The following is a 25,394-nucleotide window of genomic DNA, read 5'->3' on the forward strand; positions in this document are numbered from 1 at the left end:
CGTCACCTCAGGAGGGTGCGCCAGCGCTCGGCCGATTCCATGATGTCCAGGCTGACGCGTTCCAGGAACGCCGCCGTCTTGGCCAGCCGTTGCCCCACGGGGCTGTCGAGCCCGTAGGTCTTGGCCGATGCCATCGTGGCCCGCGCCGTCTCGAGTGTCTGCCGCTCGCTGATCATGATCGCGCGGTACCAGGCGTCGTCGTCGATCACGTAGATGTCGCGACGCCGCCGCGGATCTCGCTCACGACGGACGAATCCCTGCTGGAGCAGGTAGTTCACGGCCAAGGAGACCGAGGCCGGGCTGACCTTCAGCCGGTGGGTCAGCTCGGCGGCGGTGCGCCGGCCGTCCTCGGACAGCGCCAGGTCGTGGTGCACGCGCGCGGCTGTCCTCGGCATCCCCGCCCTGATCGCCCTTTCAAGGAGTTCCTCTTCCATCGGGGCGTCCGGCGGTGTGTCCGCGCGCGGGGGCGCCGGTGTGCCGCGCCGCGCCCGCTGGATCGTCGCCTGGTGTGCCTGCTGGGGCCGGTAGCCGGTGGGGCCGCCGTTGCGTGCGATCTCTCGGGTGATCGTCGAGGTCGACCGGTCGAGCCGCCTGGCGATCTCGCGGTAGGAGAGCCCGTCGGTGAGTCCGGCAGCGATGCGCTGGCGGTCCTGCTGGGTCAGACGTCCTCCTGGCATGCCGTCAGTATTGCCTTCACAGTCAGCCATTGCAACATGGTGTTGCTTTCGGGCGCAGCGTCATTGCGCCAATTTTCTGGCTTCTAGCTGGGATAACGCGTTTCAGTTGATTGACGCGATTTCGAATGCAACATAGCTTTCAAGCAGCACAGAACACGTACTATCGCGATTGAGGACCGACCATGAGTGAATCTCGCCATACCGCCAAGAGAAACAGGGTCCGGAGGCCGCGGGTCTCCCAGCGAGTGGCGGTCACGGCGCTGGCGGCCGCGCTGCTGGCCGGGGCGGCCGCACCCGCTTCGGCCACCGCGGACGGCCAGGCCGTGCCGAAGGCCGCTGCCGGGCAGGACCGCCCGGAACTGCAGAAGGCCATCCAGGCGATCGTCGATGCCGGTTTCCTCGGCGTGCAGGCGCGCGTGCACGATGAGCGGGGCGAGTGGGTCGGCAGCGCCGGGCGGCGCAAGCTGGGTGCTAACGCGAAGCCGCCGGCGAACGGGCGGTTCCGCATCGGCAGCAGCACCAAGACCTTCGTCGCGACCCTGGTGCTGCAACTGGTGGCCGACGGCAAGATCGGACTGGACAAGCCGGTGGCCGACTACCTGCCCAAGTTCCAGCTGGACCGGCGGATCACGGTGCGGATGCTGCTGCAGCACACCAGCGGCCTGTACGCCTACACCGGCGAGTTCCGCCCCGACGGGTCGGTCGAGCCGGGGATCCCCGCAGCAGGCAAGGAGTGGGCGGACGCCCGCTTCAAGACCTATCAGCCGGAGGAGCTGGTGCGGTTCGGGTTGTCCAGGCCGGCCAAGTTCGAGCCGGGGACGAGCTGGAGCTACTCCAACACCAACTACACGCTGGCCCAGCTACTGATCGAGAAGGTCACCGGCCGCTCGATCGCCGAGGAGATGCAGCGGCGCATCCTGGGGCCGCTCAAGCTGCGCGGCACTGTGCTGCCGGGCGCCTCGCCGGAGCTCCCCCAGCCGCACCCCCACGGCTACTTCCGCTACCAAGACGCCACCGGCCAGTGGAGGGTGATCGATGTCACCCGCCAGAACCCCTCCATGGTGGCCGCCGCCGGTGACATGATCTCCACCACCAAGGATCTGGCCACGTTCTACTCTGCCCTGAACGGCGGCAAGCTCCTGCCGGCCAAGCTGCTGGCCGAGATGCGTAAGACGCACCCCAAGAGCGCCGGCCCCTTCGGCGGATACGGCCTCGGGACATATGTGCAGGACCTGGGGCCGAACTGCGGCACCGTCCTGCATCACAACGGGGCCACCGCGGGGGGCTACGTGGCGGTGATGTACGGCACCCCCGACGGCAAGAAGACCTGGACCGCCTCGATCACCTTCGGGGACGTTGCACCCGATCTGGCAGAGGCCTTCCCGAAGGCGCGGGACAACCTGCTCAAGCAGGTGTTCTGCGACGGGCAGGCCGGGTCGGCCGACAAGGCCAAGCCGGTTCAGTAGACAGGGTCGAGCACCTTGGGCGCGTACATCTTGAAGTAGACCCCTTGCGGTTGTGCATCAGGTAGAGCGCGAAGTAGGCCACGAGGCGCGGGCACCGAGCCGAGCAGGCACAACTGGTCGACAAACCCGTGAAAGACGAAGCCGATCAAGGGGATGCCTGCTCGGCCCATGGTGTGCGTCGTCGTAGCCCAAGCGGCCGGCGCGCCGGCCGGACAACCCGAGCAGGCCGAACGGATCACGGCGGCTTTCTCCGCCTCGTCAGGGCCCACCACGGCCGCCTGAGCCGGCCGCGCCCTCAGACGGCCCGCGGTGCAGAACCCGCGCCCGGTAAGCCCACCCTCAACCCCACGGCACCCGGACCGAACCGGCGACATTTCCACCGGGGGTTGGAGCCCGGCCCTCTCTGCCAAGGTCAGGTCATCCGAGGATGCGATCCCCTCCGGCGACCGAGCTGAGCGCCCGCTGTCGGCGAGGGTGGGCAGACCGGTTGCGGCTGCGGCGTACAGCGCGCCCAGCACCTGTGCGCGGGCGGCGGTCAGATCATGGACGGAGCCGGGCTCGACCTCGGCGATCCACCAGGGCAGCCTGCCGGGCGCCGACAGTGCCTGGAGGTTGCCGGCGTGCTGGTGGGCCTTGCCGGAGTACCAGGCGTCGATCGGTTCGCCCTTGACGCTGAGCCTCTGCTCGGCGCAGCGATCGATCGGGATCAGGGTCCCGTCGAGGATCACGTACGCCAGTCCTTCGGCTTGGGCGCGGTCGAGGGCTTCGTGCAGATTTGGTGCTTGAGCTGCTAGAACGTCGATACCTTCGTGGATGTAGCGGTAGGCGGTGGCGCGGGAGACATGATGGTCGCGGCCGAGCTTGGGGATGTCGCGCTCGCCGCGGAACCAGCGCAGCGCCATGATCGCCTGCCGAAACGGGCTCAGGGCTCGGCTGCTTTTCGGAGTGCCACGCCGTCGGCGTTCGTCGTGCAAGAGCCGCGCGACGTACTGAACGAGTGCGCGCGAGACATCGAGCGTGGCACGATGAGCAATCACGTGGAGCCTTCCGGCGTTGATGGTGAGAGCTCTTCTACCGGGGGCTCCACGTCTTTTTCTGGCCTTCGGCGACTCCTCCCGAAGGCCTGGAATGCCACTGGCGGCGTCCTGAAAATCCCAATCGCCCGAACTATTTCGCTGAGATCACCTCAGTGTGATCTGCACCTGCGTTCACCTCAACCCGGGCCGGCTCCAGTGCGTGGGAACCTTCGCCCTACCTGAGGGAAACTTCACCTCGCAGGCGCTGCTCCAGCTGCCTGCCCCATCCTCGGTCGATGTCGCCATCACCGGCGGAACAGGGAATTGTCGCAACGCCCGGGGCTATATCCATTCCGTTCCCGTCCGCGTCAAGCGTTGACGGTCGATGGGCGAACCACCGGCGGTGCTCCAGGCGGAACGCGAGGAACTACCGGAGCGGAGCGCCTCATTCGCAGAGGCACGACACCCCTTCCAGAGGATCTCTCTCTTCCCGTGGCTCCGGCGAACTTTCCGCGGGACGTGATACGGCACATGGCCCTATCACCACGGCAGGCCAACCGGACACCGCCCAGGGCCTGCTCTGAAGATGCTCGCTGGACCCTTTCCCAGCATGTACGACCCCACCAGCCAACTGCCGTCCCTGCGCCCGGCGACCGACCGGCGTACGTTGTCGTGGTTCGGTCCTCGGTGGCTCGGCCTGTGCCTGAACAGACCATCGCCAAGGCTTGACTTCGCCGTCGGTAGGCGACGAGGTGCCTGGGCACCATACTCAAGCAACTCCACTTTGCCCAACCGGGACCCCACGCCGAGGTAAGCGCTTCGGTTGTGTCGCGGCGAATCCGAGCAGCGAGCCCTTGGCGGCGGAAGCTGGGAGGCCTCGCGATCGCCCCGTCCGTCTCAAGGGTCCAAGGGGACAGGAGAATCGTCATGATCCGAATACGATTCGCCGATAATCGTCGGCTGCCGGCGTGGCGGCTGTGGCCGGTCCGTGCGCCGGCATGGCAGAGCGTTTGCTCACGCAGGACACCAGCCGGACAAGTACCGGGATCCCAAGTGGCCCACGGGACGACGGCTGAAGGGATAACAGCATGAGGATGCAATTCATCGCCACCAAGAACATTCACACCGTGGGACGTTCGGTGATCCGCTCAGCATTGGCCCTTAACCTTGTCTGGATCGGGCGGCTCAAGTTCGAAGACTACGAGGTCGAAAACATCCGCCCGCTCGTCGCATCCAGTCCGCTGTTCTCTCTGCTCGTCGACAAGCTGGGCGAAAAGCAGCTGGCGAGACTCATCGGCGTGACCGAGATTGCGATGGGCTCGTTGATCGCGGTGCAGCCGCTCAACCCCAGGGCCTCGGTGCTCGGCAGCCTCGGAGCGGTCGCCATGTTCGCCGGCACCCTCAGTTTCCTGGCCACGACGCCGGGGGTTTGGCAGGAAAACCATGGGGCTCCGAAGCTCTCCATGGTGGGACAGTTCCTGGTCAAAGACAGCGTGCTTCTGGGGGCCTCCCTGGTGACACTCGCCGAGTCCTTGCAAGCCGCCCAGCGCCGATAGTGGCGGAGGACTCCGGGCTCAGCCCCGCCGGGCGGCACGCTCGGTACGCGCCGTCCACGTGACGTTCCCATGCCCCACAGGAGTGACCGCCGGATGAGGCCTGTCGGTGGGGGGCCGGTCGGCGTGTGCGGCCCGCCGAGTGACCACCGGAGTATCTGATGTCGTACGACAACCTGCTGATCGTCCTGGCGGTGGCCGCCGGCGTCCCGTTCCTCCTCGCCATGGTGCCGCGCTTGCCCGTACCCGGCGCCGTCCTCGAGATCGTGGCAGGTGTCGTCCTCGGCCCGGCGGTGTTGAACGTGGTGACGGTGGACGCCGCCGTCGAATCATTGTCGATCATCGGCTTGGGCTTCCTCCTGTTCCTGGCCGGACTTGAGATCGACATCCGGCAACTGCGCGGGCCGCGGGCGCGGCTGGTCGGCCTCGGCCTCGTCGGGACGCTCGCGCTGGCGGCCATCGTCGGCCTGTTGCTGGGCGTAGCGGGGCTGGTCGAGAGCCCACTGCTGGTCGGCACTGCTTTGGTAGCCACGTCACTCGGCTTGCTGGTGCCCATCTTGAAGGACGTCGGCGCGATTGACCGACCGGTCGGCCAGCTGACCATCGGCGGAGCCTCGGCCGGTGAGATCAGCGCTGTGGTGCTGCTGTCGCTGTTCTTCTCCGAGCATTCGTCGAGCCCGGGCGCCAAGCTGCTGCTGCTCCTCAGCCTTGCCGGATTGGCGGTGCTCATTGTGCTGGCGTCGATGCGGGCGGGGCGCTCGATGTGGCTGTCCCGGGCCGTGGAGATGCTGGCGGACACGAGTGCGCAGGTCCGGGTCCGCTTGACGATGCTCCTCGTGGTCGGACTGTCCGCGATGGCCTTGCATCTGGGTTTCGAGGCAATCCTCGGTGCCTTCATCGCGGGAGCCGTGCTCCGGTTGATCGACCCCGACGCGGAACAGACCCACCCGCAGTTTCATATCAAACTCGAGGGTCTGGGCTACGGATTTCTCGTCCCGGTGTTCTTCGTGACAAGCGGCATCCAGTTCGATCTCGGCGCCCTGTTCGCCGACGCCGAGACGGTGTTGCGGGTGCCGATGTTCCTGGCCGCGCTGCTCCTGGTTCGCGGACTTCCCGCACTGGCCTACCGCTCTGCCGGTCTGTCGCGCGCGGAGGTGCTGGCCAGCGGGCTCCTGCAGGCCACATCGCTGCCGGTGATCGTGGCCGCGGCAACGATCGGCCTGAAGCTGGAGGCCATTCGTCCGGAGAACGCCGCCGCGCTGGTGGCAGCGGGCCTCCTGTCGGTGGTCGTGTTCCCCTTGATGGCGTTGCGTCTGCTGGGCCGTTCCACCATCCAGACCGGCGGCGCCCGATGAACTCGCACCACGGCACCCTCACGGTCGGGGCCTTGCCACGCGGGGCCAGGTTCGGGCTGTGGCTGCCGCTCATCAGCAGAGGTCCCGCAACGGCACATCAGAGGCAGACACCTGACGCGCACCAAGAGCCGCACTTAACCAGATAGGCCCATTAGCCGGACGGCGCGTACAGCGGGAAGAGTTGCTCGGCGGCCGGGCCCACCGAGGCCACCTGGCCGTCGTCCAGCCGGCGGGGCGGCGCAGGCGGTGGTGCCCGACGTCGTGCCGCTCGCCTCGCCCGGCACGGTCGCGGTGCCGCTCCGCGACCGGGGCGTGACGTGGCCGCTCTCGATCCGTCGCCCCCGGGCCGTAACATGCCGAGCCGGGCCCTGCGGACGCTGCTCGACCTGATCGTGGAAACCCGGTCCTTACCAAAGCAGAACGATCGGGCAAGCGGCCGTCCGTAGGAATAGAACCGGCCCATGGAGTGTCTCTATCTCCGCGTCCAGGAGTGTCTCACCTGGTTCCCCAGCTTCGTGCCGAAAGGCCGGGAATGGAGAGCTGTGCCCCGGCAGATCCAGTACCACAAGAACCCGGAAGCCGTTTCACGGCTCGACCCGGAGCAGTACCGCGTGACCCAGCAGGACGGCACCGAGCGCCCGTTCGCCAACGCCTACTGGGACAACCACGAGCCCGGCATCTACGTCGACGTCGTGTCCGGCGAGCCGCTGTTCGCGTCGGTCGACAAGTACGACAGCCACTCAGGCTGGCCGAGCTTCACCAAGCCGATCGCCAAGACGAACGTCGTCGAACGCAAGGACTTCAGCCACGGGATGATCCGGGCGGAGGTCCGCTCGCTGCACGGGGACAGCCACCTCGGTCACGTCTTCGACGACGGTCCTCTTGACAGGGGCGGACTGCGCTACTGCATCAACTCCGCGTCGTTGCGGTTCATCCACCTCGACGACCTGGAGCAGGAGGGGTACGGCGAATACCGCACCCTGTTCACGAGTGACATCGACGACAAGTAGGGAGATGACGTGACCACCGAAAAGGCGATCCTCGCCGGCGGCTGTTTCTGGGGCATGGAGGAGTTGTTCCGCAGCCAGCCCGGCGTCGTGTCCACGCGCGTCGGCTACAGCGGCGGTGACGTCCCGAACGCCACCTACCGCAACCACGGCACCCACGCGGAGTCCATCGAGGTCGTCTACGACCCGGACAAGACCGACTTCCGCGCGCTGCTCGAGTTCTTCTTCCAGGTGCACGACCCCTCGACGAAGAACCGCCAGGGCAACGACATCGGTACCAGCTACCGCTCGGCGATCTTCTACACGAGCGACGAGCAGAAGCGGGTCGCCGAGGACACCATCGCCGACGTCGACGCCTCGGGCTTGTGGCCCGGCAAGGTCGTCACCGAGGTCACCCCGGCGGGCGACTTCTGGGAGGCCGAGCCCGAGCACCAGGACTACCTGCAGAAGTACCCCAACGGCTACACCTGCCATTTCCCCCGTCCCGGGTGGAAGCTCCCGAAGCGGGAAACGGCCTGACATCTCCGGCGCGCGGACCCCGAGTCCGCGCGCCGGCGCGTATCCGGGAAAACGCGGGCGAGCAGGGCCCGTGCGTGACTACCCGAGGCGATCGCCGGGATCGGCCACGTCGAGCCCGTCCCGCGACGGGTCCGCGCCGTGGCCGGCGTGGCTACGGCGCTCGACACGACCCGCGCGATGTTCATGTGGGAATGGCCGTACTACTCGCAGTTCTGCATTTCCCAGCCGAGGACGTGACGCCGGGCATGCTTCTCGACTAGGACCACCCGGAGCGGCTCGAGCGCGCCGCCAGTCCCTCAAGGCCGGTGACGAGATGCGGCCGGCCGGCGCCCGCTTCTACGGAGAGGACGCCGTCGCCGGGACTCGCCGGTCGACAGCGCCGAGATCCCACAGCCGGACAGCGCTTCTTTGACACGTCAATCCACCTCGGACTGCAGCCGCGCCGCCGCTGCGGTGCTTTCAAGAGACGGAGCGTCACGAGCCTCGAGCATGCCCGACCCCCACCACTGCTCCGACCCGGAAGCCATGACAAACCCGCAGCTCACGACCGTGAACGGAGTATTGACACCCTTCACCTGCAAGGGCCTTCGCCTCCTGCAAGACCTCCGCCGGGCACTCCCTCCACCCGCCCACTCAGCTCCACCCGACCGACGACAGGGCCTTGGCACCCGTCACCGAGGCCGCCCAAGATTCACTCACGGCATCCACCTCGTCGAGCTCTTACACCGCTCCGAAGACGCCACCGGACGAGGTGCGGGTGCGGGCCACGAGGAGTGCTACGTCGTCCTCGGACGGCCCGCCGCCCGTCATCGTCAGGATGACCGTGTCGCAGAAGTCCTCCAACGGCAGCGTGGCCCGGGCCAGGGCGGCGCCGAGGCGGTCGATGCCCGCCTCGATGTCGGCCTCGCGGGTCTCGATCAGGCCGTCGGTGTAGAGAGCGATCAGGCTGCCTTCGGGGAGTTCGAGGTCAAGGGACTGGAAGGAGCCCATCCCCAGGCCGATCGGGGTGCCGCTGGGCGGGCGGGGAAAGGTGACCTCGCCGTGCGGGGTGACGATCCCGGGGGGTGGATGCCCGGCCGCGGCCATGGTGCAGAGCCGGGTGGACGGGTCGTAGACGACGTACAGGCAGGTGGCTCCCGTGGCGTCGGAGGGGCGACTGTCGTCGGCGTCCTCCTCCGCCAGGCGTACGACCAGTTCGTCGAGGTGGGCGAGCACTTCGTCGGGCGGCAGCCCCACGTACGCGAGGGTGCGCACGGCGGTGCGCAGGCGTCCCATCGTCGCCGCGGCGTTGATTCCGTGCCCGGTCACGTCGCCTACGACCAGGGCGACCCGGTCCCCGCGCAGCGGGATCGCGTCGAACCAGTCGCCGCCGACACCTTCGTGGATGCTGGAGGGCAGGTAGCGCGAGGCCAGATCGACCGCCCCGCCGCCCGTCAGGTTGGCCGGCAGGAGGTCGCGCTGCAGCGCGAGGGCGGCGGTGCGCTCGCGCGTGTACCTGCGGGCGTTGTCGATGCTCAGCGCGGTCCGGGCACCCAGCTCCTCCGCGAGTAGCAGGTCGTCCCTGGTGAACGGCGCCAGGTTGTCGGTGCGGACGAACACGGCAACGCCCAGGACGTCGCCGCGGGCAGCCAGCGGAATGATGATCAACGTGTGCATCCCCGTGGCCTGGATGACCCTGGCCCGTTCCGGATCCTGGTCGAGCCAGGTGCCCGGCGAGGTGTCGAGCACGGGCTCGAAGTGGGCGCGGCCCGAGGCCATGACCTGGGTGAAGGGCGAGGACGGAGGCACGAAGACCGCCTGCCCGAGCGCCCAGAGGGACTCAGGGATCCCGTCGTGGACCGAGGCGACGCCCGCCCGGCGGAACACGGGGACGCTCTGGTCCCTGGCGGCCAGCCGCTGCAGGGGCACGGTGTCCGGGAGGACCGATTCCGCGAGATCGACGGTGACGTAGTCGGCGAGGAACGGCACGGCGAGGTCCGCCAGCTCCTGGGCGGTCTTGCAGACGTCGAGCGTGCTGCCGATGCGCACGCTGGCGTCTCGCAGCACGGCCAGGCGCTCGCGGGCCCGGCTGTCGCTGATGTCCATGGCCACGGAGTACACGCCGAGCGGCCGGCCCGCCAAGCCTTGCAGGGGGAACAGGGAGGTCGACAGGGTGCGTTCCTCCCTGCCGTCCGGAGAGGTCCAGCGGGCTTCGCGGTCGAGTTGCGGAACGCCCTCGGCGATCACCTTGCGCATCGCGTCCTGCGCGGCACGGGTGTCGACTCCGGGCAGGGGATCGGTCAGGGCGCGGCCGACCTCGTAGTGGGGAAAGACCGCTTGGAGATTGCGCGCGGAGTTGTTCAGCCAGACGCAGCGAAGGTCGCGGTCCCAGATGGCCATGGCGACGGGGGTGCGCCTCATGAGCGACGTCAGCAGTGTGCAGGCCCCGGTCCGGGCGCCCGAGGCTACCGGCGTGATCGCCAGCAACCAGGCGGCCTTCTCCTCCGGCGCGCGCAGCCGGGAGCCCTCGACGTGCACGAGGATCCGGGTGCGGTCGCGCCGCCGGGCCTCGAAGAGCCCGGACCAGCGCTCCTGGCCGGCGAACCTGTCCTTCCAGGCCGGTGCCCGCGGCTCCAGGCCCTCCGGCATGAGCAGGCGGGAGCCGCTGCGGTTGAGAACCTCGGCCGCGCGGTAGCCGAGAAGGTCCTCGGCCGACTGCGTCCAGCCGGTCACCGTGCCCTCGGCGTCGGCCACGACGATCGCCGGGAGCCGTTCTTCCAGCGCGCCGTCGGATGCATCCTCAGGTGTGGACATGTCCACACCATTCCCGTGTCAGGGCCATCCATAGACGCCAATGACCTGCGACGATGGCCGGCACATCGGGGGGCGAAGTCGTGATGCCCGGCGAAGGACGCCGCCTCGGATGCAACGGAACAGCCTCACCTGGCGCGACGTGGCGGCGAACCACCGTCTTGGTGCGGTCGTAGACGATCGACATCGGCACCTCGCCGAAGTGTTCGAACGCCCGGCGGTGGCAGTCGAAGAAGGTCGCCAGATCCTGGCTGGTGGTGAAGCAGCAGAACGGGTGCCGCGAGTAGGACAAGGTCATGTGGAAGGAGTAGACCTTCTGTATCCCGACATGGGCCAAGATCTTGCCCTCGTCACCCCAACCCACTTGCGCCTGAGCGCCCGGCACCACCTCGAACCGGCGATGCAGCCCCGCCAGTTCGCCCGGGCTGATCCCGAGTTCGGCGGCGATCCTCGGGCGCGCCTCCTGCAAGTAGATCTTGACCCGCTGATAGTTGCCGGTTCGAAGGCGTAGCCGGCCACCAGGCGCTCGTGGATTACCGCTCCCTTGAGCAGGATCTCCGCCCGCAACATGGCGTCGATCAACGGCGCGACCTCGTCCACCACCCGCCGCAGTGGCCGATTGCTGGGCGCCCGCTTCGGTGGCGCCACGGCCTGGGTGGTGAGCGCTTCGTGGACACGTGTCCGAACTTCAGGGGATTCCGGCCACCGCTGGGCCATTTCCACTGGCACTGGCCAACTCTATTGCCACCGACAGCAGCACCGCGGAGCAAGAAGCTTCCGCTACGGCAAGTCGCAAAACGTTCATCAATTGCCCTGGCGAGGCGTGTCAATCGAGAGAACGGCAATCACTAAGAGCTATTTTTCACGCGGGTAAGAGGACGCGCGCAACAGGAGATTTGCATGCACAAGATGGGAAAATTCGCCGCAGTTCTGGCTCTCTCAGCAGTTAGCACAATTATCGGTAGCAGCGGATCGCCGGCACTGGCAGACCCTCACCCGATCATCGATATCGTCGACGACGTCGTCCCGAACGCGAATGTCCTCCCGAATCTCATCCCGAACCCGAACATAGCGCCTTCGGTGTTGTGCCTTCCCGGGGCGCGTAACAACAATTCCGTCAAGGGCGACCATAACCAGGTAACCACCAGTCAAACCAACAACTGCACACAGAGCGCGCAGCAGGCCACCACGCCGCCGACGAACGGCGTTACCGGCTACGAGGTCGTAGTGGGAATGACACAGTGCGCAGCTAATGACAGGACCTGTGAAGCTACAGCAAGATGCCCAGAAGGGAAAAGCGTGACCGGTGGAGGTTTCCGCCTTATACCGGGCGGAACTGATGGACCAACCACCACTGCAAACCACGACTTCTCCGACGCCACCGGATCCGGATGGTTTGTCGAAGTCACCGATGTCCCGGGGCAACTAGTATTTGTCCAGGCGCATGCCATCTGCGCCAACGCTACACCATAGCAAGGGCGTAACGACGAGCTCCGAGGCGATGGTCGGCCCGGTGCGCGGTTACCCCTCCCGGAAACGTTGTCGCTGGACGCGACAACGTAGGAGGGATGGAAACCACGTCAATTTATCCGACACGGTTTCCACAGATGCAGGAATGGCCCCGGCGTGATGCCGGGGGCCCATTCGATTACGCAGGTCAGTTCGTGCCGTTGGCCGCAGCTCGTACGACAAAGAGGCTTCGCGTTGCACCGGCGAGCCTTCGCCCGTGCGCAGACCAGCACACCCTACGGCCACCAGACAAGATCCGAACCACTCGGACAATGCGCGACCAAGGTACGTCCGCCGGCGACGCCGGCAGGGGCCGGGGTGATCTCCCGGGGTGATCTTCCGGGGCGTGCGGAGGCCCCCGCGCGGGAAGTCCGCGCGGGGGCTCGCTGGGTCGGCTCAGCGGTGCGTGCGTCGCACGTCTGCCGCCGCTTCCCGCAGCTTGACCAGGCGTTCGGTGATGCCCGGGATTCCGGCGGCGTTGCCGCTGCTCGCCGCGCCGGCCAGCACGGGCACGGCGCGTAACGCGGCCAGCGTGTAGGACGCTCCACGGTGTCTCCGGCTGTGGGACACCGCGACGGGCGGTCCCGCGGGCGCAGGCCCAGGGCCGATCGGACGGAGTTTCACGCTCGCCTTCAGTTCCGACGGCGGCCTGCTGGCCGCCACCTCGGACTCCGAGGGAGTGCGCCTCATCGACCCGCGAACCAGCCGGATCCTCGACCGGCGGCCGGCCGTCAACCCCGACAAACTGATTCGCGCGACAGCTCTCAGCCCCGACGGCCGTCTGCTGGCCGCCGGCGAGTACAACGGCAACGTCCGGCTCTGGAACCCGCAAACCGGCGCGGTCGTCGGGTCTCCAGACGGTTACCTGCTCCTGGGGGAGAAGGTGCTGGCCTTCAGCCCCGACAGCTCGCTGCTGGCCGCCGCCTCCTACCACGGAGACCAGGTGGTGCTGGTCGATACGCGCACCCTTCGCGCGGTCCGCAGTATCCCGATGCACCTCGTGGCGCAAGCGATCGACTTCAGCCCCGACGGGCGGACACTCGCCACGGCGGGCAAGGAGAACAAGATCAGACTGTGGGATCCCGCGACCGGCCGCCAGGTGGCGGAGCTGCCACTCGACGACGACGAAGACTACGGAGCGCGCTCGCTGGCCTTCAGCCGCGACGGCCGACTGCTGGCCGCGGTGGCGGACGGCACCCATGTATGGGATGTGAGCAGTCGTGCCCAGGTCGCCAGGCTGGACGCCGGTGAAGGTCAGCCGGGGACGTCAGGAACGGCGTTCAGCCCGGACGGCCGCCTGCTGGCGACTGGGCACCGCGACGGCGCGGTGCGCCTGTGGGACCCGCGGACCGGGACGCAGGTGGGGGCGCCGATCATCGGCCACGACAATCAGGTCCTCGCCGTCGCGTTCAGCCCGGACGGCCGGTTGGCCACCTCCTCCGACGACGGCACGATCCGATTCTGGGATCCCCGGGCGCACAGCGACCCGGTTCGCGCGCTCTGCGCCCAGGCCGGACCCGTGTGGCAGAAGCAGTGGAGCCGCATCGCCCCCGACGGGCCTTCCAGCGCGTGCTCCTGAGGCCACCAACCTCAGCCGCAGGGTCTCGGTTCCCGCCCCTCACGACGAGATCCACGACGTCGCCGAGAGCATCAACCACACGCGGGCCGGTTGGAGAACGCGGCCGAGCAGCAGCGCCGCTTCGCCTCCGACGCCTCCCACGACCTGCGCAACCCGATCACCGCCATGCGGGCCGAGGTGGAGGACGCCATGCTCGACCCCGATCAGCCGGCCGTCTCCGCCCTGGGCGACACCCTGCTGGCACATCTGGACCGGATGCACGGGATCTGCGCCGATCTGCTGACCATCGCCAGACTGGACACCGAAATCCCCTGCACAGCGGGACCGAGTCGATCTGGGCGGCCTGGTCGCCGCCGAACATGCCAGACGTCATTCCAGCAAGCAGATCACCATCGACACCGAGCCCGGCGTGATCGTAACGAGCGACCGGCTACTTCTGGCCAGGCTCGTGGGCAACCTCCTCGACAACGCCGAACGGCACGCCGAAACCACCATCACCATCACCATCCGCAGGACAAGGGACGCATCGCCCGAACGCCCTCACGGCAGCGCGGTACTGGAAGTACGCCGACATCGCCGCCGGAGTCAAGCTCCCGAACGGTCATCGGCTGCGGCGGGCTGTCCGGGTCGTCCGGGCGATCGCGGCCAGCCGGGGCGACCGCCTGGAACGGTTCCAGCCGACGAGCCGAGGCCGCCGCGATCACGCAAGCCGGGCGCCGCGGTGCGGTATCGCAGCGCGGGGACCGCGAACGCGATCATGGGGACGGTCGGGGAGCAGGCTCGCAACCTGAGCCCGCCGGCGCAGCCTGACAGAATCGTGACCCATGATCGACGATTTCGCGAAAGACAACCTGCACGGGAGACTGCGGCGGGACCGCAAGGCGCTGCTCTGGAAACTCGACGGCTTGTCCGAATACGACGCCCGCCGACCTTTGACAGCGACCGGGACCAACCTCCTCGGCCTGGTCAAACACGTGGCCAGCGTCGAGGCCAGGTACTTCGGCGAGGTCTTCGACCGCCCTTCCCCGGAACCGCTGCCCCGGTGGCAGGACTCCGACGGCAGCGATCTGTGGGCGACCGCGGACGAGACCCGCGATCAGATCATCGGGTTCTACCGGCGCACGTGGGAACACTCGAACGCGACGATCAACGAGCTTCCCCTCGACGCCCCTGGCCACGTGCCGTGGTGGCCGGAGCCTTATGCCGACACGAACCTGTTCGCCATCATGGTCCATGTCCTCGGCGAGACCATCCGGCATGCCGGGCACGCCGATATCCTGCGCGAGGGCCTCGACGGCCGGACCGGGTTGCGCGCCGAACACGAGAAGCCGATCGACGAGGAAGCCCGCGCAGCCTACTGCGCGAAGATCGAACTGGCCGCCAGGGCGGCCACACCAATCAAGGCTTGACCACAATCGCGCCATTGTGGCCCCGCCAAGGGCGGGGCCACGATTCACCTCCGCCCCCCACCAGCAAGATCACTTGAACGCCAAAGGTCGGAGTGCTGCGACGCGCCCTCAACGACCTCGAGGCGCCCTCCGCACGCTCGGTTCTTCTTGGGTCCGGGCTGCGTTCGTCAACTCGGCCTACGGCCGGGCAGCTCCGGGCGGCCCTGGCCGACCTGCCCGACAACGCGCCGAGCATCGTCCATGTCGCCAGCGAGAGCGACCCGAGGCCGTAGACGACAAGATCGTCACGAGCGCCGGGTACGGCAACGTGGGCTTGGGCGACGGTACGGCATGGAGCGCGACCCGATCTTCGCCTTGGAGTGCCACCGGCACACCAGAGACCAGTTGCTCATCCACCCGAAGCGCCCCTCGCGCACATAGGGCTCATACCTCAATCGTGGGCGGACAAGCCGGACACGAAGCTCCGGGCAGTCCGGATGAGGGACTTACGGAGGGCGGCTTCGTCGAGGTCCGGTTTCTGATAGCCGGGGGCGTCGCGGGGGCCGCCGCCGACGTTCGTGCCGTCGTAGGTGAGCGTGATGAGGCGGTTGCCGGCCAGGACACGGACCTGGTCGGCGACGGCGAACGCCCTGTCCCCGAGGCCCGTGAGGCGCTTGATGGGCACATCCTTGGCGTAGATCCCGGCCTCGAGGTCGAACTCGGCCTTGAGATCTCGTCGGTAGAGGCGTCTGGCGTCTTGACGTGGATGCGCAGTTGGCCGCAGCGAAGGGCGATGTCCCCAACTTGGATCATTCCGCTGCCGCAGTGGCCGCCTGGCTGCACGACCCCGTCGCGGATCTTCCAGGTGCAGGCAGTCTGGTCAGCGTCGCCGTTGCCCCCCACTTCCGTGACGGAGGGGAAGAAGGCCGAGGTGACGTCGGCAGCGGAGACGGCCCCGCACGGCCCGCTGTCATCGGGGGCAACGGTGCTCGGGTCCTTGGCCATTTCCGCGGTGAAGACTTCGGCGAACTGGTCCGCGCCGCGGCGAAGCTCGGCTTCGGCGGGTAATTCGCCGTCACGCTCTTCACCTCGGTAGGTGATCGTGATCAGCCAGGGCCCCTGCCGGATGACCATTTCGACGTCGTGAGAGCCGGACTTACCGTTCTCGGTCACCGTCCGGCTGTACGCGGCGTCGCCGTGATCCGCTGTCATGGGTGGGGTGTATGCCCTCCAGTCCGGCGTTTCGGCCTGTTTCGCGGCGTCCGCCTTGCGCTTGTCGAACAACTGCTTGGCGTGCTCGGTCGCGGTCTGGCTGACCGTGCCGTACGCCTCGACGACGACGCTCAGCGAACGAGGGGCTCCGGGGTGCCAGTTGCACCTCCCCCAGGCCACGGTGGGAGTCGCGACATTGTTGCTCCAGTTCAAATCGTCAGTGAACATGTCTTCGGGGAGCAGGGACACCCGGAGCGACTTGGGGACGGCGGCGCAGACCTGGGCCCCGGTGATGGGACGTAGCCGGTCGGCGGCGACGGGAGCGGGGGCCGGGCTTACGGCCGCCGCGGTGGGCGTGGGGGCCGCCGGTGGAGTGGCGGCGCAGCCGGTCAGGGTGGTCGCGAGCAGGAGGGTGAGGGCAGTTCGCATCGCAACTCCTTGAGGAGACGAAGGTCTTGGCTGGCGTACGACGGCTGACCGCGCGACAGAGGAATCGACGACTGAGGCCAGGTGGCTTGGGCCGTGGGTTCACGACCTCGCTGATCTTCCAGGTGCGGCTGGTCGGCCCTGCGCTCGCCAGCTACGGATACGGCACCGACACCGGGATCCGGGCCGTGGTCGTTCGCCGGTGGCCATGCTCACAACGAGGACGACATCCGCAACGTACGGCGCCGCTACCTGACCCCGCAGATCGCCACCGACATCGCGCTCGGCGCACCCCGGTCGACCCGCTGCGGCGCCTGGTCGACGCCCCTCAGACGGTTCTCAACGACATCCCCGGCCGCGAGACCTTCGAGCGTTGCGAAGCACCTGCCCAGAGGTCCTAGCGGTAGCGCATCAGGACTCAGCGGCGCGAGTGCACTCCTTGAAGGTGCGCACGTCGGTGGCCTTGGTGGGCGCGTCGACGTTGCAACTCTCCGCGGCCGCCGCGCTGCGGTTGGCGACGACTCAGGCGGCCGTGATGAGCGCGCTGACCGCGGCCGTACCAAACGCCTTGGGCAGGCTCTTGAACTTCACGAGATGGCTCCTCAACGTGATCGACTTCTGGACCGCTGCTGGCAGCCGACCAGGCCGGTGACAGCTCCAGCAAGGCTAGAGACCGCCGGTATGCCTTCGGTATGTCGCGCGATCCCGCCGACGGCGAGAAAGCGCCCACGGGACCGGCCGCGCCTTCTCTGCACGGTTGTCACAAGTCCTCTGCGCAACTGGCGCCAGGATGACTCAGCCGGGGTGCCGATTGGAATCGAGCCACTCGGCGTCGTTCCAGAGAACGGGCATCGCGCCTACCGGGTCGAACCTGGCGTCAGGATCGTCGGTTTGAACCAGGCAGCACATCCGGTGGCCGAACAGCGCCGCAGTGCGCGCCTGGGTGGCGATGATGTCCAGGCTGAGCTGGGCAACGTCTGGGCAGTATGCGGCGAACTTGTCGTACCCGGTGAACACTATGACGAGGCCTGTCGCGTCTCGGCGGGCGCCATACTCGAACGTGGTGACATCGCTCAGGCAGTCATTGAGGGCGGCGGGATTCCTGCCGTAGTAGTCCGGGAACTCCAGCGCCTGCGCGATCGCCGTGTGGAGATCTTCCTCACGGGTCCACGCGGAGGCGTCCAGACGGACGACCTGGTAGCCATGGGCGAGCAGCCAGTCGATGGCCTGATCCAGCACGGCATGTCGCCAGAACAGCCGGACGAAGGAAGCGGCCATCAGGCGGAAGGCGATGTCACCGGACAGTTCGCTGTCCGGGTCGAAGGCGCTCATGCTCCTTCCGCGGCGGCGGTGGCGACGCGATCGGGGACGCGGTAGACGGTGGCGCGCCCGACGGCGAACACCTCCATCAATTCGCCGCTGGAGTGCATCCGGACGAGCTCGGCCTGCTGGCGCGTGGTCAGCTCGGGTGCCCGGCCTTCGAGCCGGCCGCGAGAGCGGGCGATGGACATGCCTTCGCGAGTGCGCATCCTCGGCAGGTCGGCTTCGAACGCGGCGAAGACGGCCAGCATGTTGACGAACATCTTCGACATCGGGTCGGCGGGATCGTAGATGCTGCCGCCCAGGGAGAGGCGGACTCCACGGGTGACAAGGGTGTCGCCGGAGCGTACGGCTGCCAGGGCTTGGTCGAGGCCGGGCCGGGCTCGGTTGGTTCCGGTCAGGTCCTTGTCGAGGTAGATCCGGTCCTCGGCGACGCCGAGGGAGGCGAGGATCTCGCGCTGGGAGGTGAGGTCTTGGGCAACGGTTGAGCATCTGGCGTGGCCGATGAGTTCTCCCATCCGCCAACCGTACCGTTCAGCCCTCTGTCACCGGACGGTTTCGCGGATCACCTATGTGAGACGTGGAGAGGTGCGCTTCGTTGATCCCCGCGGCGGCGCACCCGGGTGTCCGGTGGAGGTGATCGCCGCCGCGTACGGAGCCAGTGCCGCGCCGATCGCGCCGGCCGCCGGGTGGGGCCGCGTCTGTGGGGTGTCTCCCAGGCGTCCTTCGCTGCTGTGGAACAGTCCGGCGCAGTTGTGGTGGAGCTCACCAGCCGCAGGAGAGACGATGAAGTCCTCGTGCAGGACGATCCAGGCGGTGAACCGTTCGGCGGAACCGTCTGCCTCACACCTGCTGGAGCCCGATCACCCGCAGCATGTCGAGGGCCGTCGCTTCGGGGGATCCCGGCTCGGCGGAGTACACGAGCACGGTCTGGTGACCGTCCGGGAGCAGCATGATGTCGCAGTCGAGCGAGAGCGTGCCCAGGCTGGGATGCCTGATGCTCTTGGTCGTGGCGCGCCAGGGGGGAGGAGCGCCCCTCCCGCCAGAGCTCGTCGAATCGCCGGCTGCCACGGCGTGGTTCCGCGATCATCCGGATCAGGTCGGGGTCATCAGGGTAACGGGCCTGTGCGGCGCGCAGCGTGCCGACCGAGGCGCGGGCGGCCGCGTCGTCCTCGTCCGGGCCTGCGGCGTGACTTATCGGATTTCACCTATTCGCCCGCGCCGGGAGCCGATCGGAACACGTACCGTCCCCTGTCGAAGTCCAGCGTCCATGCGTACGCCTTGAGGAAGCCGTGCGACAGCAGGCCGTCGACGCGTACGCCGCCGAAGGACTGCCACGGTGTCGTCCGGGACCTCGCGACGGCCACGAGCGGGTCCCGCCGGGTGAGCGGGCCGAGTGACACCGGCTCGGGGCTGTCGAAGTGCGGGCGGCCGGTCAGGTCGCGCGGGACGCCCCAGGCGCGGTAGTGGCGGGGCGTGGTCAGCAGGCAGGCCTGACGTGGCGGCGCCACGGCGTCGTCCACGTAGACCAGGCCCGAGTCGATGAAGAAGGTGAGGTCGTCGCGTGGGCCGAAGCCGCCACGCGCGAACATGAAGTGATCTGCCCAGAGGTAGAAGCCGAACTCCGCCGTCACGGGGCTGTCCGCGAGGAGGCGGGAGTGCTCGGTGGCGGCGTCGGGGTGGCGTCTCGGGGAGAGGATGAGGCGGTTGCGGGGGTGGTCGACGGTGGACAGGAACTGTTCCAGGACGTTGGTGCCGATGATCACCAGGTCCTGGGGGCCGACGAGGGTGGAAAGCACCTTGACCGGCACGTTGGTCAGCGACGCGGCGCCCAGGCGCAGCTCGGCGATGGTGCCGTGACGTTGCTCGGCGCGCTGCAGCCCGTGAGAGCCGGTGCCGCCCGGGGTGGTCACCACGCCTGCCTCCGCGGCGCGTCGTGGTCCCATGACGACGAACGTGCCGCCGGTGTCGAGATGCGCCAGTACGTCGACGCCGTCGATGGTCGCCGCCACGGCCGGAAGGTACGGCGCGAGCTCGTGGTCGGCGAACGGAAGCACGGTGGCGCCGTCGAGCCGGACCCCCAGCGGGCGGGTCAACCTTGGGTCGAGCACGCGCAGCGCCTGCTCGGTGGCCCGCGGCCGGGCGTCATGGCGCCGCCGTACGTGCTCGACGGCCCGATCGGGACGGCCCAGGTGCAGCCAGGCCTCGACGACCGGCTCGTCCAGCGCCCTCGGCGCGCGGCCGCCCGCGGCGAGGGCGTCGTAGTGGGACAACGCCTTCTCGTAGGACTGCTTCACGCAGTGGCACAGGAAGAGCAGGTGATCCCGGGAAGGGCCGGACAGGGGCTCGGCGTGGCGCTGGCAGCCCTCCACATCGCCCCTCGACCAGGCCCGCCACGCCGGCCGTGAAGGGGCGTGCAGTAATCCACCCAGAGGGCTTCTCATTCGAGGTCCTCCTGGGGCGACTCGGCGGCGCCGAGATCCATGGCGACGGCGACGATCGTCATCAGCGGCACGACGGCATGGGGCGCGATCGCGTACTCGCCGCGCCGCGGCTGGATGAGCAGGCCCGCGCTCTGCAGGTCCTTGAGGTGGTGGTACAGGTGCCCGGTCGACGTCTCGCCGAGTGCCTCCTGCAGCTCCCTGCGCGTCCGCGGCTCCTTGAGGAGGACGGCGAGCAGGGCCAGACGCGGCCCGCTGCCGAGGCGTTCGAGCAGGGTCGCGGCCTGGGCCCAGTGCGCGTCCGCCACCTCGCCGGCCGTGTGCTCCATCGCCCACATGTAGTCGCGGTCCTCGAAGGTCACCGCGCCGCCGTACATGACCGTGCCTGGGCGGGCCTCCCCTCCGGCCCTGGACCGGATCAGATCGAGCAGGTCGAGCGGCGCGTCGGCGATGGGGCGCGGCGGGGCGTCCGCGGGCGGTGGCCGGCGGGCGGGCGCTTCCTCCAGGAGGGCGACCCGGCGCTCAAGCTCCGCGATCCGTTCTTCGAGCAGTCCCATGGGCACACTAGCTCTCGTTGTTCCGTATTTCCGGAATAACTGAACTATAACGCCCGGGAGCTGTCAGGCAATGATCCCTGAGTTCCTATGACTGTCTTCGCCTCTTAAGTGGGCGGCTCATGAGGTCGATCATCGCGATGTGGATCATGGCCTCGGAGTGGTCGGATCGGGCTTCGTAGTCGCGGGCCAGTCGGCGGTGCAGCATGAGCCAGCCGAGGGTGCGCTCGGCTATCCAGCGGCGGGCAGCGGGGTGAAGCCCCTGGTGGCAGGGTTGCGGGTGACGACTTCGACGTCGATGCCCGCCTCGGCGGCGCCGTCGATGACGGTGGTGCGGTAGGCGCTGTCGGCCCAGGCCTTGGTGAAGGTGGGCTGAGCTGCGGCGACTGTGGTCAGGAGAGGTAATCCGGCGGCGCTGTCGGACACGCCGGCGGCGGTGACGAGTACCGCCACCAGGAGGCCGAGGGTGTCGGTGACGATGCTGCGCTTGCGTCCGGCGATCTTCTTGCCGGCGTCGTAGCCCTGACTGGTGGCCGGGACGTTGGTGGAGGTCTTGACGCTTTGGGCGTCGATCACGCCGGCGGTGGGCTCGGCGTCACGCCCTGCCTCGGTGCGCACGGAGCGGCGGAGCAGGCCGGTCTCGAAGATGCCGTCTTGCTGCCAGTCGCGGAAGTAGGCGTAGACGGTCTGCCAGGGCGGGTACTCGTGCGGCAGATAGCGCCAGAGGATGCCGGTGCGGTTGAGGTAGAGGATGGCGTTGCAGATGGTGCGCAGGTCGTATTCGGGCGGGCGGCCGATGTCCCGGGCGCCGGCGCGGCGTTCGGCGCGCCAGGCGGTCTGAACGGGCTGGACGAGCGCCCATCGGGCGTCGGACAGGTCGCTGGGATACGGTCGCGGTTCGGTCATGCCATTGGCGTACTGCCGGGCAAAGGGGCTGGCCAGACGGCCGTCCGGCCGTCGATCAAACGTGGCGGGGCGCTACTTTTCGGGATGAGACGCAGTACCGCTCGTCTGCGGGGTGGTCTTCGAGGGTGGGACGTCACCGATCACTGTCTCGTGGAAGATCGATGGTGTGGAACGCCCGGACCTGCGGAACGACACCGGTCATCAGGACCGGCTGCGTGCCAGGCAGACCCTATGGAGCGGAAGTCACGGTGCGAGATCCTTTCGACACCCTCACCGATGTCGAGAGCCACACCTGTAGCAAGATCCAGCAGTAGTCCCCGAGTTGCTCACCCGGCCAGACGTTCGTGATCGGGTTGACGATCGGCTTCACCGACGACGTCGAGCAGAGCATGGGGACTACGCGATTCACGTGCCCGGGCAAGCCTCTCAAGCTCACCCTCTTCGACTGCGATACCAGCCACTCGCTTTCCCTCGTCCATTGGATGAAGTCGATCGTCCGATCCCCGATATCCGCAGGGACGGGCAAATGACATCGGGTGTGCCGGTCAACGCCTTGTCTGCAAACGGGGTTGGACTCCTGGGCGTGGGCGGCGCTTGCTCCGACCATCGAACTTCCGAGCACGAGATAAGCCGATAATTGACTCGCCGCGTCAGCGGGAATGCCGATGTAATACCGCCATGCGCATCACCTCGGAAACGTTCACTGACGGCATCCGCGAACAGCTCTTCACCATTGGAGACATCCCTGGGGTGCTCTGGACGCCCGCCGAGGGCTCCGGTCCCCGCCCACTGGTCCTGATCGGGCATGGCGGCGGCCAGCACAAGAAGGGATGGGAGGTCGTCTCCCGGGCCTTCCCGTACGTCACCTCCTGCGGCTTCGCGGTCGCCGCGATCGACGCGCCAGGTACCGGCGACAGGCCGGAGCACCCGGAGATTCGGCGGCTGGTCGCGCTCATCCAGGAACGGGAGGCCGCGGGCGAGCCCTTCGGGCCGGCGTGGCCCGCCCTCAACGAAACCGTGGCGGCGCAGCTCATACCCGATTGGCAGACCACCCTGGACGCGCTGCAGAAGCTGGATTCCGTCGGCGACAGCCGGCCCGTCGGGTACTACGGCCTGTCCCAGGCCGGTGAGATGGGTATCCGCCTCGTCGCGGCCGAACCTCGGATCACAGCCGCCGTCCTCGGCCTCACAGGAAGCGACTGGCTCACCGAAACTGCGGCGCGGATCACGATCCCGGTCGAGTTCGTGCTGCAGTGGGACGATGAAGGCAATCCGCGGGACTCAGTCATGAAGCTGTACGACGCACTCGGCTCCGCCGAGAAAACCCTGCACGCCAACCCCGGCAGCCACTTTCGAGTTCCATCTTTCGAAATCGACAGCTCGATCCGATTCTTCGCTCGGCACCTGGGTAGCGCCGGCAGTGGCTTCTGACACCACCGGCGCCGACGGATGGCACAGCCGAGCAAGCCGCCACCCAGGATAATTGCCGATATCGCGCTGCTGTCGCCTTCTCTGACCGCGCACATCAGCCGGTTCGGGCTCTATGCCATCGACGTGCTGCGCCTGCGTCTCGACGACTTCGATCCCGACCTGTCCGAGCTCGATTTCACCATGCTGGCCGAGGTGGCATAACGAGCCTTCCACCCAGGTACGTCCGCCCGTTGGCGAGATCCAGCCGACCTGGGGACAGACGCCCCCAGCATGTCCGTCGCCTTCACCAGCGGCTACCTGGGCTTGGAGCAGATCGACCAGGTCGTGGCCGGCCAGATCTCCGGCGACGAGGCGTGGGTGACGGTCGGCTTCCTCAGTGAAGAGAACCCCCCGCCCGCTGACCGCCTCGGTCGTGCACCTGGTGCGCATCGCCCACGGCGCCGACGCGCCGTGGGAGGTCGTGGGCGCCAGCGGCTCCGAGCTGAGCATCACCATCCCCGGTACGGCTCGGCCGTACGCTCACCCCTCAAGGTGGGCGGCCGCATCACCGGCGTGGACGAGAGCATCCGGGTGGCGCTGCTGCAGGCCGAGCCCCCTTGGAGTGATCAGCGGCATTCCGGCGGGCGGTCAGAAGCAGCCCTGGTCAGGACGGCTGACCTTCCGCGGCGCGCAGCGCGGACCGGCCACGATCGTCGCCTCAAACGGCGGCGGCGTTCCCCCGTGGTCCTGGACAATCTCGACCGCATCATCGATGCCCTCCAGAAGGACGACGAGCCCGCCGCGAACGAGGTGTCCGATGCTGGCTGACAACACCCACTACCTGATCATCGCAGCCAAACAGCGGCACGAGCTCACCCGTTCCAAGGCCATCCAGGCGCTGCGTGAGCTCGATCGCACCGGCGCCCCGGTCACCTTCCGAACCGTCGCCCAGCAGGCTTCGGTCTCCAGCTCCTGGCTCTACACCCAGCCCGACATCCGAGCCGAGACCGACAGGCTCCGCACTACAGCCCGGCACACCACAGAGCCGTCCGTGCCGGCTCGTCAACGCAGCAGTGAGACGTCCCTGCAACGCCGCCTCGAAACCGCCAACAGCCGCAACCGCCAGCTCGCCGAGGAGAACTCCAGGCTCCGCCGACAACTCGCCGAAGCGCTCGGCCGCCTCCGACTGGCCGATGAACGCGAACCGGACAAGTCCGCTCCCGCACCGGCTCCCGCGAGCCGCTCTTCGGTAACGATCGGCCCCTGCCGACCAACGCTCCTCAGACCGCCTACGGCCTCGTTGCGGACATCGTCTCCAACGAGGCCGCCCTGGTCAGGGGCCCCGCAACAATCAGCGGCTCAAGATAATGCTCGCCCGTGAAACACCGCTAGTGCTTTGCCTTGTGGGCGGATGAGCGGACAACGGCGGCATCGCGGGAGGCCATCGCATCCAGGAGACCAGCGCCATGCTGATGGAGCCGACGTACGGTGAGCACGGGGGTGGCGTACAGGACGGCGCCGGCCAAAAGGATGGCGGACAGGGCGGTCACCCATCCCGAGCCGCCGGAGACCGCGCTGATGACACCGGGCAGGACGGCGGCCGGCAGGACCACAGGGAAGATCGTCATCTGTCCGCCGGTCGGATCGCCCGCCTGCTGGCCCGGGTAGATGCGATCGCGAGCGTCGGTGCCCACGGCCGGCATCAGGAGCGCGAGCAGGGGTGCCAGCGCGCAGGCAGTCGCGGCCGCGGCGATGGCGCCGCCAACGGCGGCTGCTCCCAAGGGTGAGCCGGTCGCGGCCCACAACGCGGCCGCCAGCACAATGGACGGGACGCCGAACAGCAACGCCCAGGCCGCCATCCGCCCGCGCACGTCGGCTCTGAGAGCGCCCGGTGTGGTGAGAAGCTGCCACAGGGCCGTGCCGTCCAGGGCGTAGGTGTTGATGGCGACCATCGCGCCGAACACCGCCGCCGCGGGACCCGCCAAGGGCAACGCCCAGCTCCAGCCGGTGAGCGCGATGATGAGCGCCATCAGCAGCGGGGTCAACCAGGCGCTGCGCAGCTCCACGCCGCGCGCCGGGTCGCGCAGCCAGGTGGCCAGCTCTCGCCAGACGACCGCCGACACCTGCGGGGTGGTGAAGGGCAACGGTAGTGCACGTCCTGGTATGGCCGGCCGTCGCGGTGCCGCTCGGCGAGATGGCCGGCGCAGGGCGCGAGCCGTCAGCGCGATCCAGCCCAGCTGCAGCAGGGCTCCCGCGGCCAGCAGGG

General features: G+C 68.2%; 28 protein-coding genes and 3 pseudogenes. 16 read left to right on the forward strand and 15 right to left on the reverse strand.

Annotation, left to right across the window (positions count from 1 at the left end; genetic code table 11):
- Positions 1-2: 2 nt before the first annotated feature.
- Positions 3-677 carry a helix-turn-helix domain-containing protein gene (locus tag ACBJ59_RS50790; RefSeq protein ID WP_375117192.1) on the reverse strand — a complete coding sequence of 225 codons (675 nt, stop codon included), beginning with the start codon at positions 675-677 and terminating at the stop codon, positions 3-5.
- A 182-nt stretch (positions 678-859) separates the two neighbouring features.
- Here ACBJ59_RS50790 and ACBJ59_RS50795 point away from each other — a divergent pair, with 182 nt between their 5' ends.
- Entirely contained in the window at positions 860-2,143 is a 1,284-nt protein-coding gene (locus ACBJ59_RS50795; RefSeq protein ID WP_375117193.1) for a serine hydrolase domain-containing protein, read from the forward strand.
- Here the strand turns inward: ACBJ59_RS50795 and ACBJ59_RS50800 are convergent.
- On the reverse strand, positions 2,137-3,180 hold the full coding sequence (locus ACBJ59_RS50800; RefSeq protein ID WP_375117194.1) for a transposase family protein: 1,044 nt from the start codon (positions 3,178-3,180) through the stop codon (positions 2,137-2,139). The two genes, ACBJ59_RS50795 and ACBJ59_RS50800, sit on opposite strands and share 7 nt — an antisense overlap.
- Positions 3,181-4,247: 1,067 nt before the next feature.
- Between ACBJ59_RS50800 and ACBJ59_RS50805 the strand changes: the two genes are divergently transcribed.
- The 4 genes from ACBJ59_RS50805 (at position 4,248) to msrA (ending at position 7,593) form a co-directional block, all read left to right on the forward strand.
- Positions 4,248-4,715 (forward strand): YkgB family protein, encoded by a 468-nt coding sequence (locus ACBJ59_RS50805; RefSeq protein ID WP_375117195.1) that lies wholly within the window; start codon positions 4,248-4,250, stop codon positions 4,713-4,715.
- Positions 4,716-4,873: 158 nt separating this feature from the next.
- Positions 4,874-6,067 carry a cation:proton antiporter gene (locus ACBJ59_RS50810; protein WP_375117196.1) on the forward strand — a complete coding sequence of 398 codons (1,194 nt, stop codon included), beginning with the start codon at positions 4,874-4,876 and terminating at the stop codon, positions 6,065-6,067.
- A gap of 542 nt (positions 6,068-6,609) precedes the next feature.
- Positions 6,610-7,077, forward strand: coding sequence for a peptide-methionine (R)-S-oxide reductase MsrB (gene msrB, locus ACBJ59_RS50815; protein WP_375117197.1), 468 nt, complete (start codon positions 6,610-6,612; stop codon positions 7,075-7,077).
- 9 nt (positions 7,078-7,086) lie between these two features.
- Positions 7,087-7,593: a peptide-methionine (S)-S-oxide reductase MsrA gene (msrA, locus tag ACBJ59_RS50820; protein ID WP_375117198.1), complete on the forward strand. Its 507-nt coding sequence runs from the start codon at positions 7,087-7,089 to the stop codon at positions 7,591-7,593.
- A 720-nt stretch (positions 7,594-8,313) separates the two neighbouring features.
- On the opposite strand, the gene ACBJ59_RS50825 is transcribed toward msrA, so the two are convergent.
- Both ACBJ59_RS50825 and ACBJ59_RS50830 read right to left on the reverse strand, forming a co-directional pair.
- Positions 8,314-10,386: a SpoIIE family protein phosphatase gene (locus ACBJ59_RS50825; protein WP_375117199.1), complete on the reverse strand. Its 2,073-nt coding sequence runs from the start codon at positions 10,384-10,386 to the stop codon at positions 8,314-8,316.
- A complete protein-coding gene (locus tag ACBJ59_RS50830) occupies positions 10,373-10,852 on the reverse strand; it encodes a DDE-type integrase/transposase/recombinase (protein ID WP_375117200.1) in 480 nt (159 codons plus the stop codon). The genes ACBJ59_RS50825 and ACBJ59_RS50830 overlap by 14 nt, the downstream gene beginning before the upstream one ends.
- A 431-nt stretch (positions 10,853-11,283) precedes the next feature.
- Here ACBJ59_RS50830 and ACBJ59_RS50835 point away from each other — a divergent pair, with 431 nt between their 5' ends.
- Complete coding sequence (locus ACBJ59_RS50835; RefSeq protein WP_375117201.1) at positions 11,284-11,856, forward strand: hypothetical protein; 573 nt, start codon at positions 11,284-11,286, stop codon at positions 11,854-11,856.
- Positions 11,857-12,288: 432 nt separating this feature from the next.
- On the opposite strand, the gene ACBJ59_RS50840 is transcribed toward ACBJ59_RS50835, so the two are convergent.
- On the reverse strand, positions 12,289-12,462 hold the full coding sequence (locus ACBJ59_RS50840; RefSeq protein ID WP_375117202.1) for a hypothetical protein: 174 nt from the start codon (positions 12,460-12,462) through the stop codon (positions 12,289-12,291).
- A 109-nt stretch (positions 12,463-12,571) separates the two neighbouring features.
- Here ACBJ59_RS50840 and ACBJ59_RS50845 point away from each other — a divergent pair, with 109 nt between their 5' ends.
- Complete coding sequence (locus tag ACBJ59_RS50845) at positions 12,572-13,471, forward strand: WD40 repeat domain-containing protein (protein WP_375117203.1); 900 nt, start codon at positions 12,572-12,574, stop codon at positions 13,469-13,471.
- A gap of 39 nt (positions 13,472-13,510) precedes the next feature.
- On the opposite strand, the gene ACBJ59_RS50850 is transcribed toward ACBJ59_RS50845, so the two are convergent.
- Positions 13,511-13,732 (reverse strand): hypothetical protein, encoded by a 222-nt coding sequence (locus ACBJ59_RS50850; protein WP_375117228.1) that lies wholly within the window; start codon positions 13,730-13,732, stop codon positions 13,511-13,513.
- Here ACBJ59_RS50850 and ACBJ59_RS50855 point away from each other — a divergent pair.
- The 3 genes from ACBJ59_RS50855 (at position 13,637) to ACBJ59_RS50865 (ending at position 15,152) form a co-directional block, all read left to right on the forward strand.
- On the forward strand, positions 13,637-14,281 hold the full coding sequence (locus tag ACBJ59_RS50855) for a hypothetical protein (protein ID WP_375117227.1): 645 nt from the start codon (positions 13,637-13,639) through the stop codon (positions 14,279-14,281). The genes ACBJ59_RS50850 and ACBJ59_RS50855 overlap by 96 nt on opposite strands.
- Positions 14,282-14,295: 14 nt before the next feature.
- Positions 14,296-14,880, forward strand: a complete 585-nt coding sequence (locus ACBJ59_RS50860; RefSeq protein WP_375117204.1) for a DinB family protein — start codon at positions 14,296-14,298, stop codon at positions 14,878-14,880.
- A gap of 92 nt (positions 14,881-14,972) precedes the next feature.
- Positions 14,973-15,152 carry a DUF6225 family protein gene (locus ACBJ59_RS50865; protein ID WP_375117205.1) on the forward strand — a complete coding sequence of 60 codons (180 nt, stop codon included), beginning with the start codon at positions 14,973-14,975 and terminating at the stop codon, positions 15,150-15,152.
- Between the two features lie 158 nt (positions 15,153-15,310).
- Here ACBJ59_RS50865 and ACBJ59_RS50870 read toward each other — a convergent pair whose 3' ends face one another.
- Entirely contained in the window at positions 15,311-15,544 is a 234-nt protein-coding gene (locus ACBJ59_RS50870) for a hypothetical protein (RefSeq protein WP_375117206.1), read from the reverse strand.
- 77 nt (positions 15,545-15,621) lie between these two features.
- Here ACBJ59_RS50870 and ACBJ59_RS50875 point away from each other — a divergent pair, with 77 nt between their 5' ends.
- On the forward strand, positions 15,622-15,927 hold the full coding sequence (locus ACBJ59_RS50875; RefSeq protein WP_375117207.1) for a hypothetical protein: 306 nt from the start codon (positions 15,622-15,624) through the stop codon (positions 15,925-15,927).
- 1,009 nt (positions 15,928-16,936) lie between these two features.
- Complete coding sequence (locus ACBJ59_RS50880) at positions 16,937-17,149, forward strand: hypothetical protein (protein WP_375117208.1); 213 nt, start codon at positions 16,937-16,939, stop codon at positions 17,147-17,149.
- Positions 17,150-17,292: 143 nt separating this feature from the next.
- On the opposite strand, the gene ACBJ59_RS50885 is transcribed toward ACBJ59_RS50880, so the two are convergent.
- The 7 genes and pseudogenes from ACBJ59_RS50885 to ACBJ59_RS50915 form a co-directional block, all read right to left on the reverse strand.
- A complete protein-coding gene (locus ACBJ59_RS50885) occupies positions 17,293-17,829 on the reverse strand; it encodes a barstar family protein (RefSeq protein WP_375117209.1) in 537 nt (178 codons plus the stop codon).
- Positions 17,826-18,335, reverse strand: a complete 510-nt coding sequence (locus ACBJ59_RS50890) for a recombinase family protein (protein WP_375117210.1) — start codon at positions 18,333-18,335, stop codon at positions 17,826-17,828. The genes ACBJ59_RS50885 and ACBJ59_RS50890 overlap by 4 nt, the downstream gene beginning before the upstream one ends.
- A gap of 325 nt (positions 18,336-18,660) precedes the next feature.
- A complete protein-coding gene (locus tag ACBJ59_RS50895; RefSeq protein WP_375117211.1) occupies positions 18,661-18,888 on the reverse strand; it encodes a hypothetical protein in 228 nt (75 codons plus the stop codon).
- A 16-nt stretch (positions 18,889-18,904) separates the two neighbouring features.
- Positions 18,905-19,015: pseudogene (locus ACBJ59_RS50900) on the reverse strand (transcriptional regulator); the annotation flags it as partial.
- A gap of 10 nt (positions 19,016-19,025) precedes the next feature.
- Positions 19,026-20,261 (reverse strand): retropepsin-like aspartic protease, encoded by a 1,236-nt coding sequence (locus ACBJ59_RS50905; protein WP_375117212.1) that lies wholly within the window; start codon positions 20,259-20,261, stop codon positions 19,026-19,028.
- Positions 20,258-20,815 (reverse strand): hypothetical protein, encoded by a 558-nt coding sequence (locus tag ACBJ59_RS50910; protein WP_375117213.1) that lies wholly within the window; start codon positions 20,813-20,815, stop codon positions 20,258-20,260. Before ACBJ59_RS50910 ends, ACBJ59_RS50905 begins: the two co-directional genes overlap by 4 nt.
- 85 nt (positions 20,816-20,900) lie before the next feature.
- Positions 20,901-21,718 (reverse strand): annotated as a pseudogene (locus tag ACBJ59_RS50915) (IS5 family transposase).
- A 678-nt stretch (positions 21,719-22,396) separates the two neighbouring features.
- On the opposite strand from ACBJ59_RS50915, the gene ACBJ59_RS50920 reads away from it, so the two are divergent.
- The 4 genes from ACBJ59_RS50920 (at position 22,397) to ACBJ59_RS50935 (ending at position 24,509) form a co-directional block, all read left to right on the forward strand.
- Positions 22,397-23,149 (forward strand): alpha/beta hydrolase, encoded by a 753-nt coding sequence (locus ACBJ59_RS50920; protein WP_375117214.1) that lies wholly within the window; start codon positions 22,397-22,399, stop codon positions 23,147-23,149.
- Positions 23,150-23,167: 18 nt separating this feature from the next.
- Positions 23,168-23,350, forward strand: coding sequence for a hypothetical protein (locus ACBJ59_RS50925; protein WP_375117215.1), 183 nt, complete (start codon positions 23,168-23,170; stop codon positions 23,348-23,350).
- 69 nt (positions 23,351-23,419) lie between these two features.
- Positions 23,420-23,956, forward strand: coding sequence for a hypothetical protein (locus tag ACBJ59_RS50930; protein ID WP_375117216.1), 537 nt, complete (start codon positions 23,420-23,422; stop codon positions 23,954-23,956).
- On the forward strand, positions 23,946-24,509 hold the full coding sequence (locus ACBJ59_RS50935; RefSeq protein ID WP_375117217.1) for a DUF6262 family protein: 564 nt from the start codon (positions 23,946-23,948) through the stop codon (positions 24,507-24,509). Before ACBJ59_RS50930 ends, ACBJ59_RS50935 begins: the two co-directional genes overlap by 11 nt.
- A gap of 7 nt (positions 24,510-24,516) precedes the next feature.
- Here the strand turns inward: ACBJ59_RS50935 and ACBJ59_RS50940 are convergent.
- Positions 24,517-25,394 (reverse strand): annotated as a pseudogene (locus tag ACBJ59_RS50940) (hypothetical protein); the annotation flags it as partial.

The sequence above is a fragment of the Nonomuraea sp. MTCD27 genome, from assembly GCF_041950495.1.
Classification (GTDB): domain Bacteria; phylum Actinomycetota; class Actinomycetes; order Streptosporangiales; family Streptosporangiaceae; genus Nonomuraea.

Bases quoted from the DNA above. Each gene is read 5' to 3' on its own strand.
- ACBJ59_RS50790 (WP_375117192.1), bottom strand. From the start codon at position 677: ATGCCAGGAGGACGTCTGACCCAGCAGGACCGCCAGCGCATCGCTGCC.
- ACBJ59_RS50795 (WP_375117193.1), top strand. From the start codon at position 860: ATGAGTGAATCTCGCCATACCGCCAAGAGAAACAGGGTCCGGAGGCCG.
- ACBJ59_RS50805 (WP_375117195.1), top strand. From the start codon at position 4,248: ATGAGGATGCAATTCATCGCCACCAAGAACATTCACACCGTGGGACGT.
- ACBJ59_RS50810 (WP_375117196.1), top strand. From the start codon at position 4,874: ATGTCGTACGACAACCTGCTGATCGTCCTGGCGGTGGCCGCCGGCGTC.
- ACBJ59_RS50825 (WP_375117199.1), bottom strand. From the start codon at position 10,386: ATGTCCACACCTGAGGATGCATCCGACGGCGCGCTGGAAGAACGGCTC.
- ACBJ59_RS50835 (WP_375117201.1), top strand. From the start codon at position 11,284: ATGCACAAGATGGGAAAATTCGCCGCAGTTCTGGCTCTCTCAGCAGTT.
- ACBJ59_RS50855 (WP_375117227.1), top strand. From the start codon at position 13,637: ATGCGGGCCGAGGTGGAGGACGCCATGCTCGACCCCGATCAGCCGGCC.
- ACBJ59_RS50860 (WP_375117204.1), top strand. From the start codon at position 14,296: ATGATCGACGATTTCGCGAAAGACAACCTGCACGGGAGACTGCGGCGG.
- ACBJ59_RS50885 (WP_375117209.1), bottom strand. From the start codon at position 17,829: ATGAGCGCCTTCGACCCGGACAGCGAACTGTCCGGTGACATCGCCTTC.
- ACBJ59_RS50890 (WP_375117210.1), bottom strand. From the start codon at position 18,335: ATGGGAGAACTCATCGGCCACGCCAGATGCTCAACCGTTGCCCAAGAC.
- ACBJ59_RS50905 (WP_375117212.1), bottom strand. From the start codon at position 20,261: ATGAGAAGCCCTCTGGGTGGATTACTGCACGCCCCTTCACGGCCGGCG.
- ACBJ59_RS50910 (WP_375117213.1), bottom strand. From the start codon at position 20,815: ATGGGACTGCTCGAAGAACGGATCGCGGAGCTTGAGCGCCGGGTCGCC.
- ACBJ59_RS50920 (WP_375117214.1), top strand. From the start codon at position 22,397: ATGCGCATCACCTCGGAAACGTTCACTGACGGCATCCGCGAACAGCTC.
- ACBJ59_RS50925 (WP_375117215.1), top strand. From the start codon at position 23,168: ATGGCACAGCCGAGCAAGCCGCCACCCAGGATAATTGCCGATATCGCG.
- ACBJ59_RS50930 (WP_375117216.1), top strand. From the start codon at position 23,420: ATGTCCGTCGCCTTCACCAGCGGCTACCTGGGCTTGGAGCAGATCGAC.
- ACBJ59_RS50935 (WP_375117217.1), top strand. From the start codon at position 23,946: ATGCTGGCTGACAACACCCACTACCTGATCATCGCAGCCAAACAGCGG.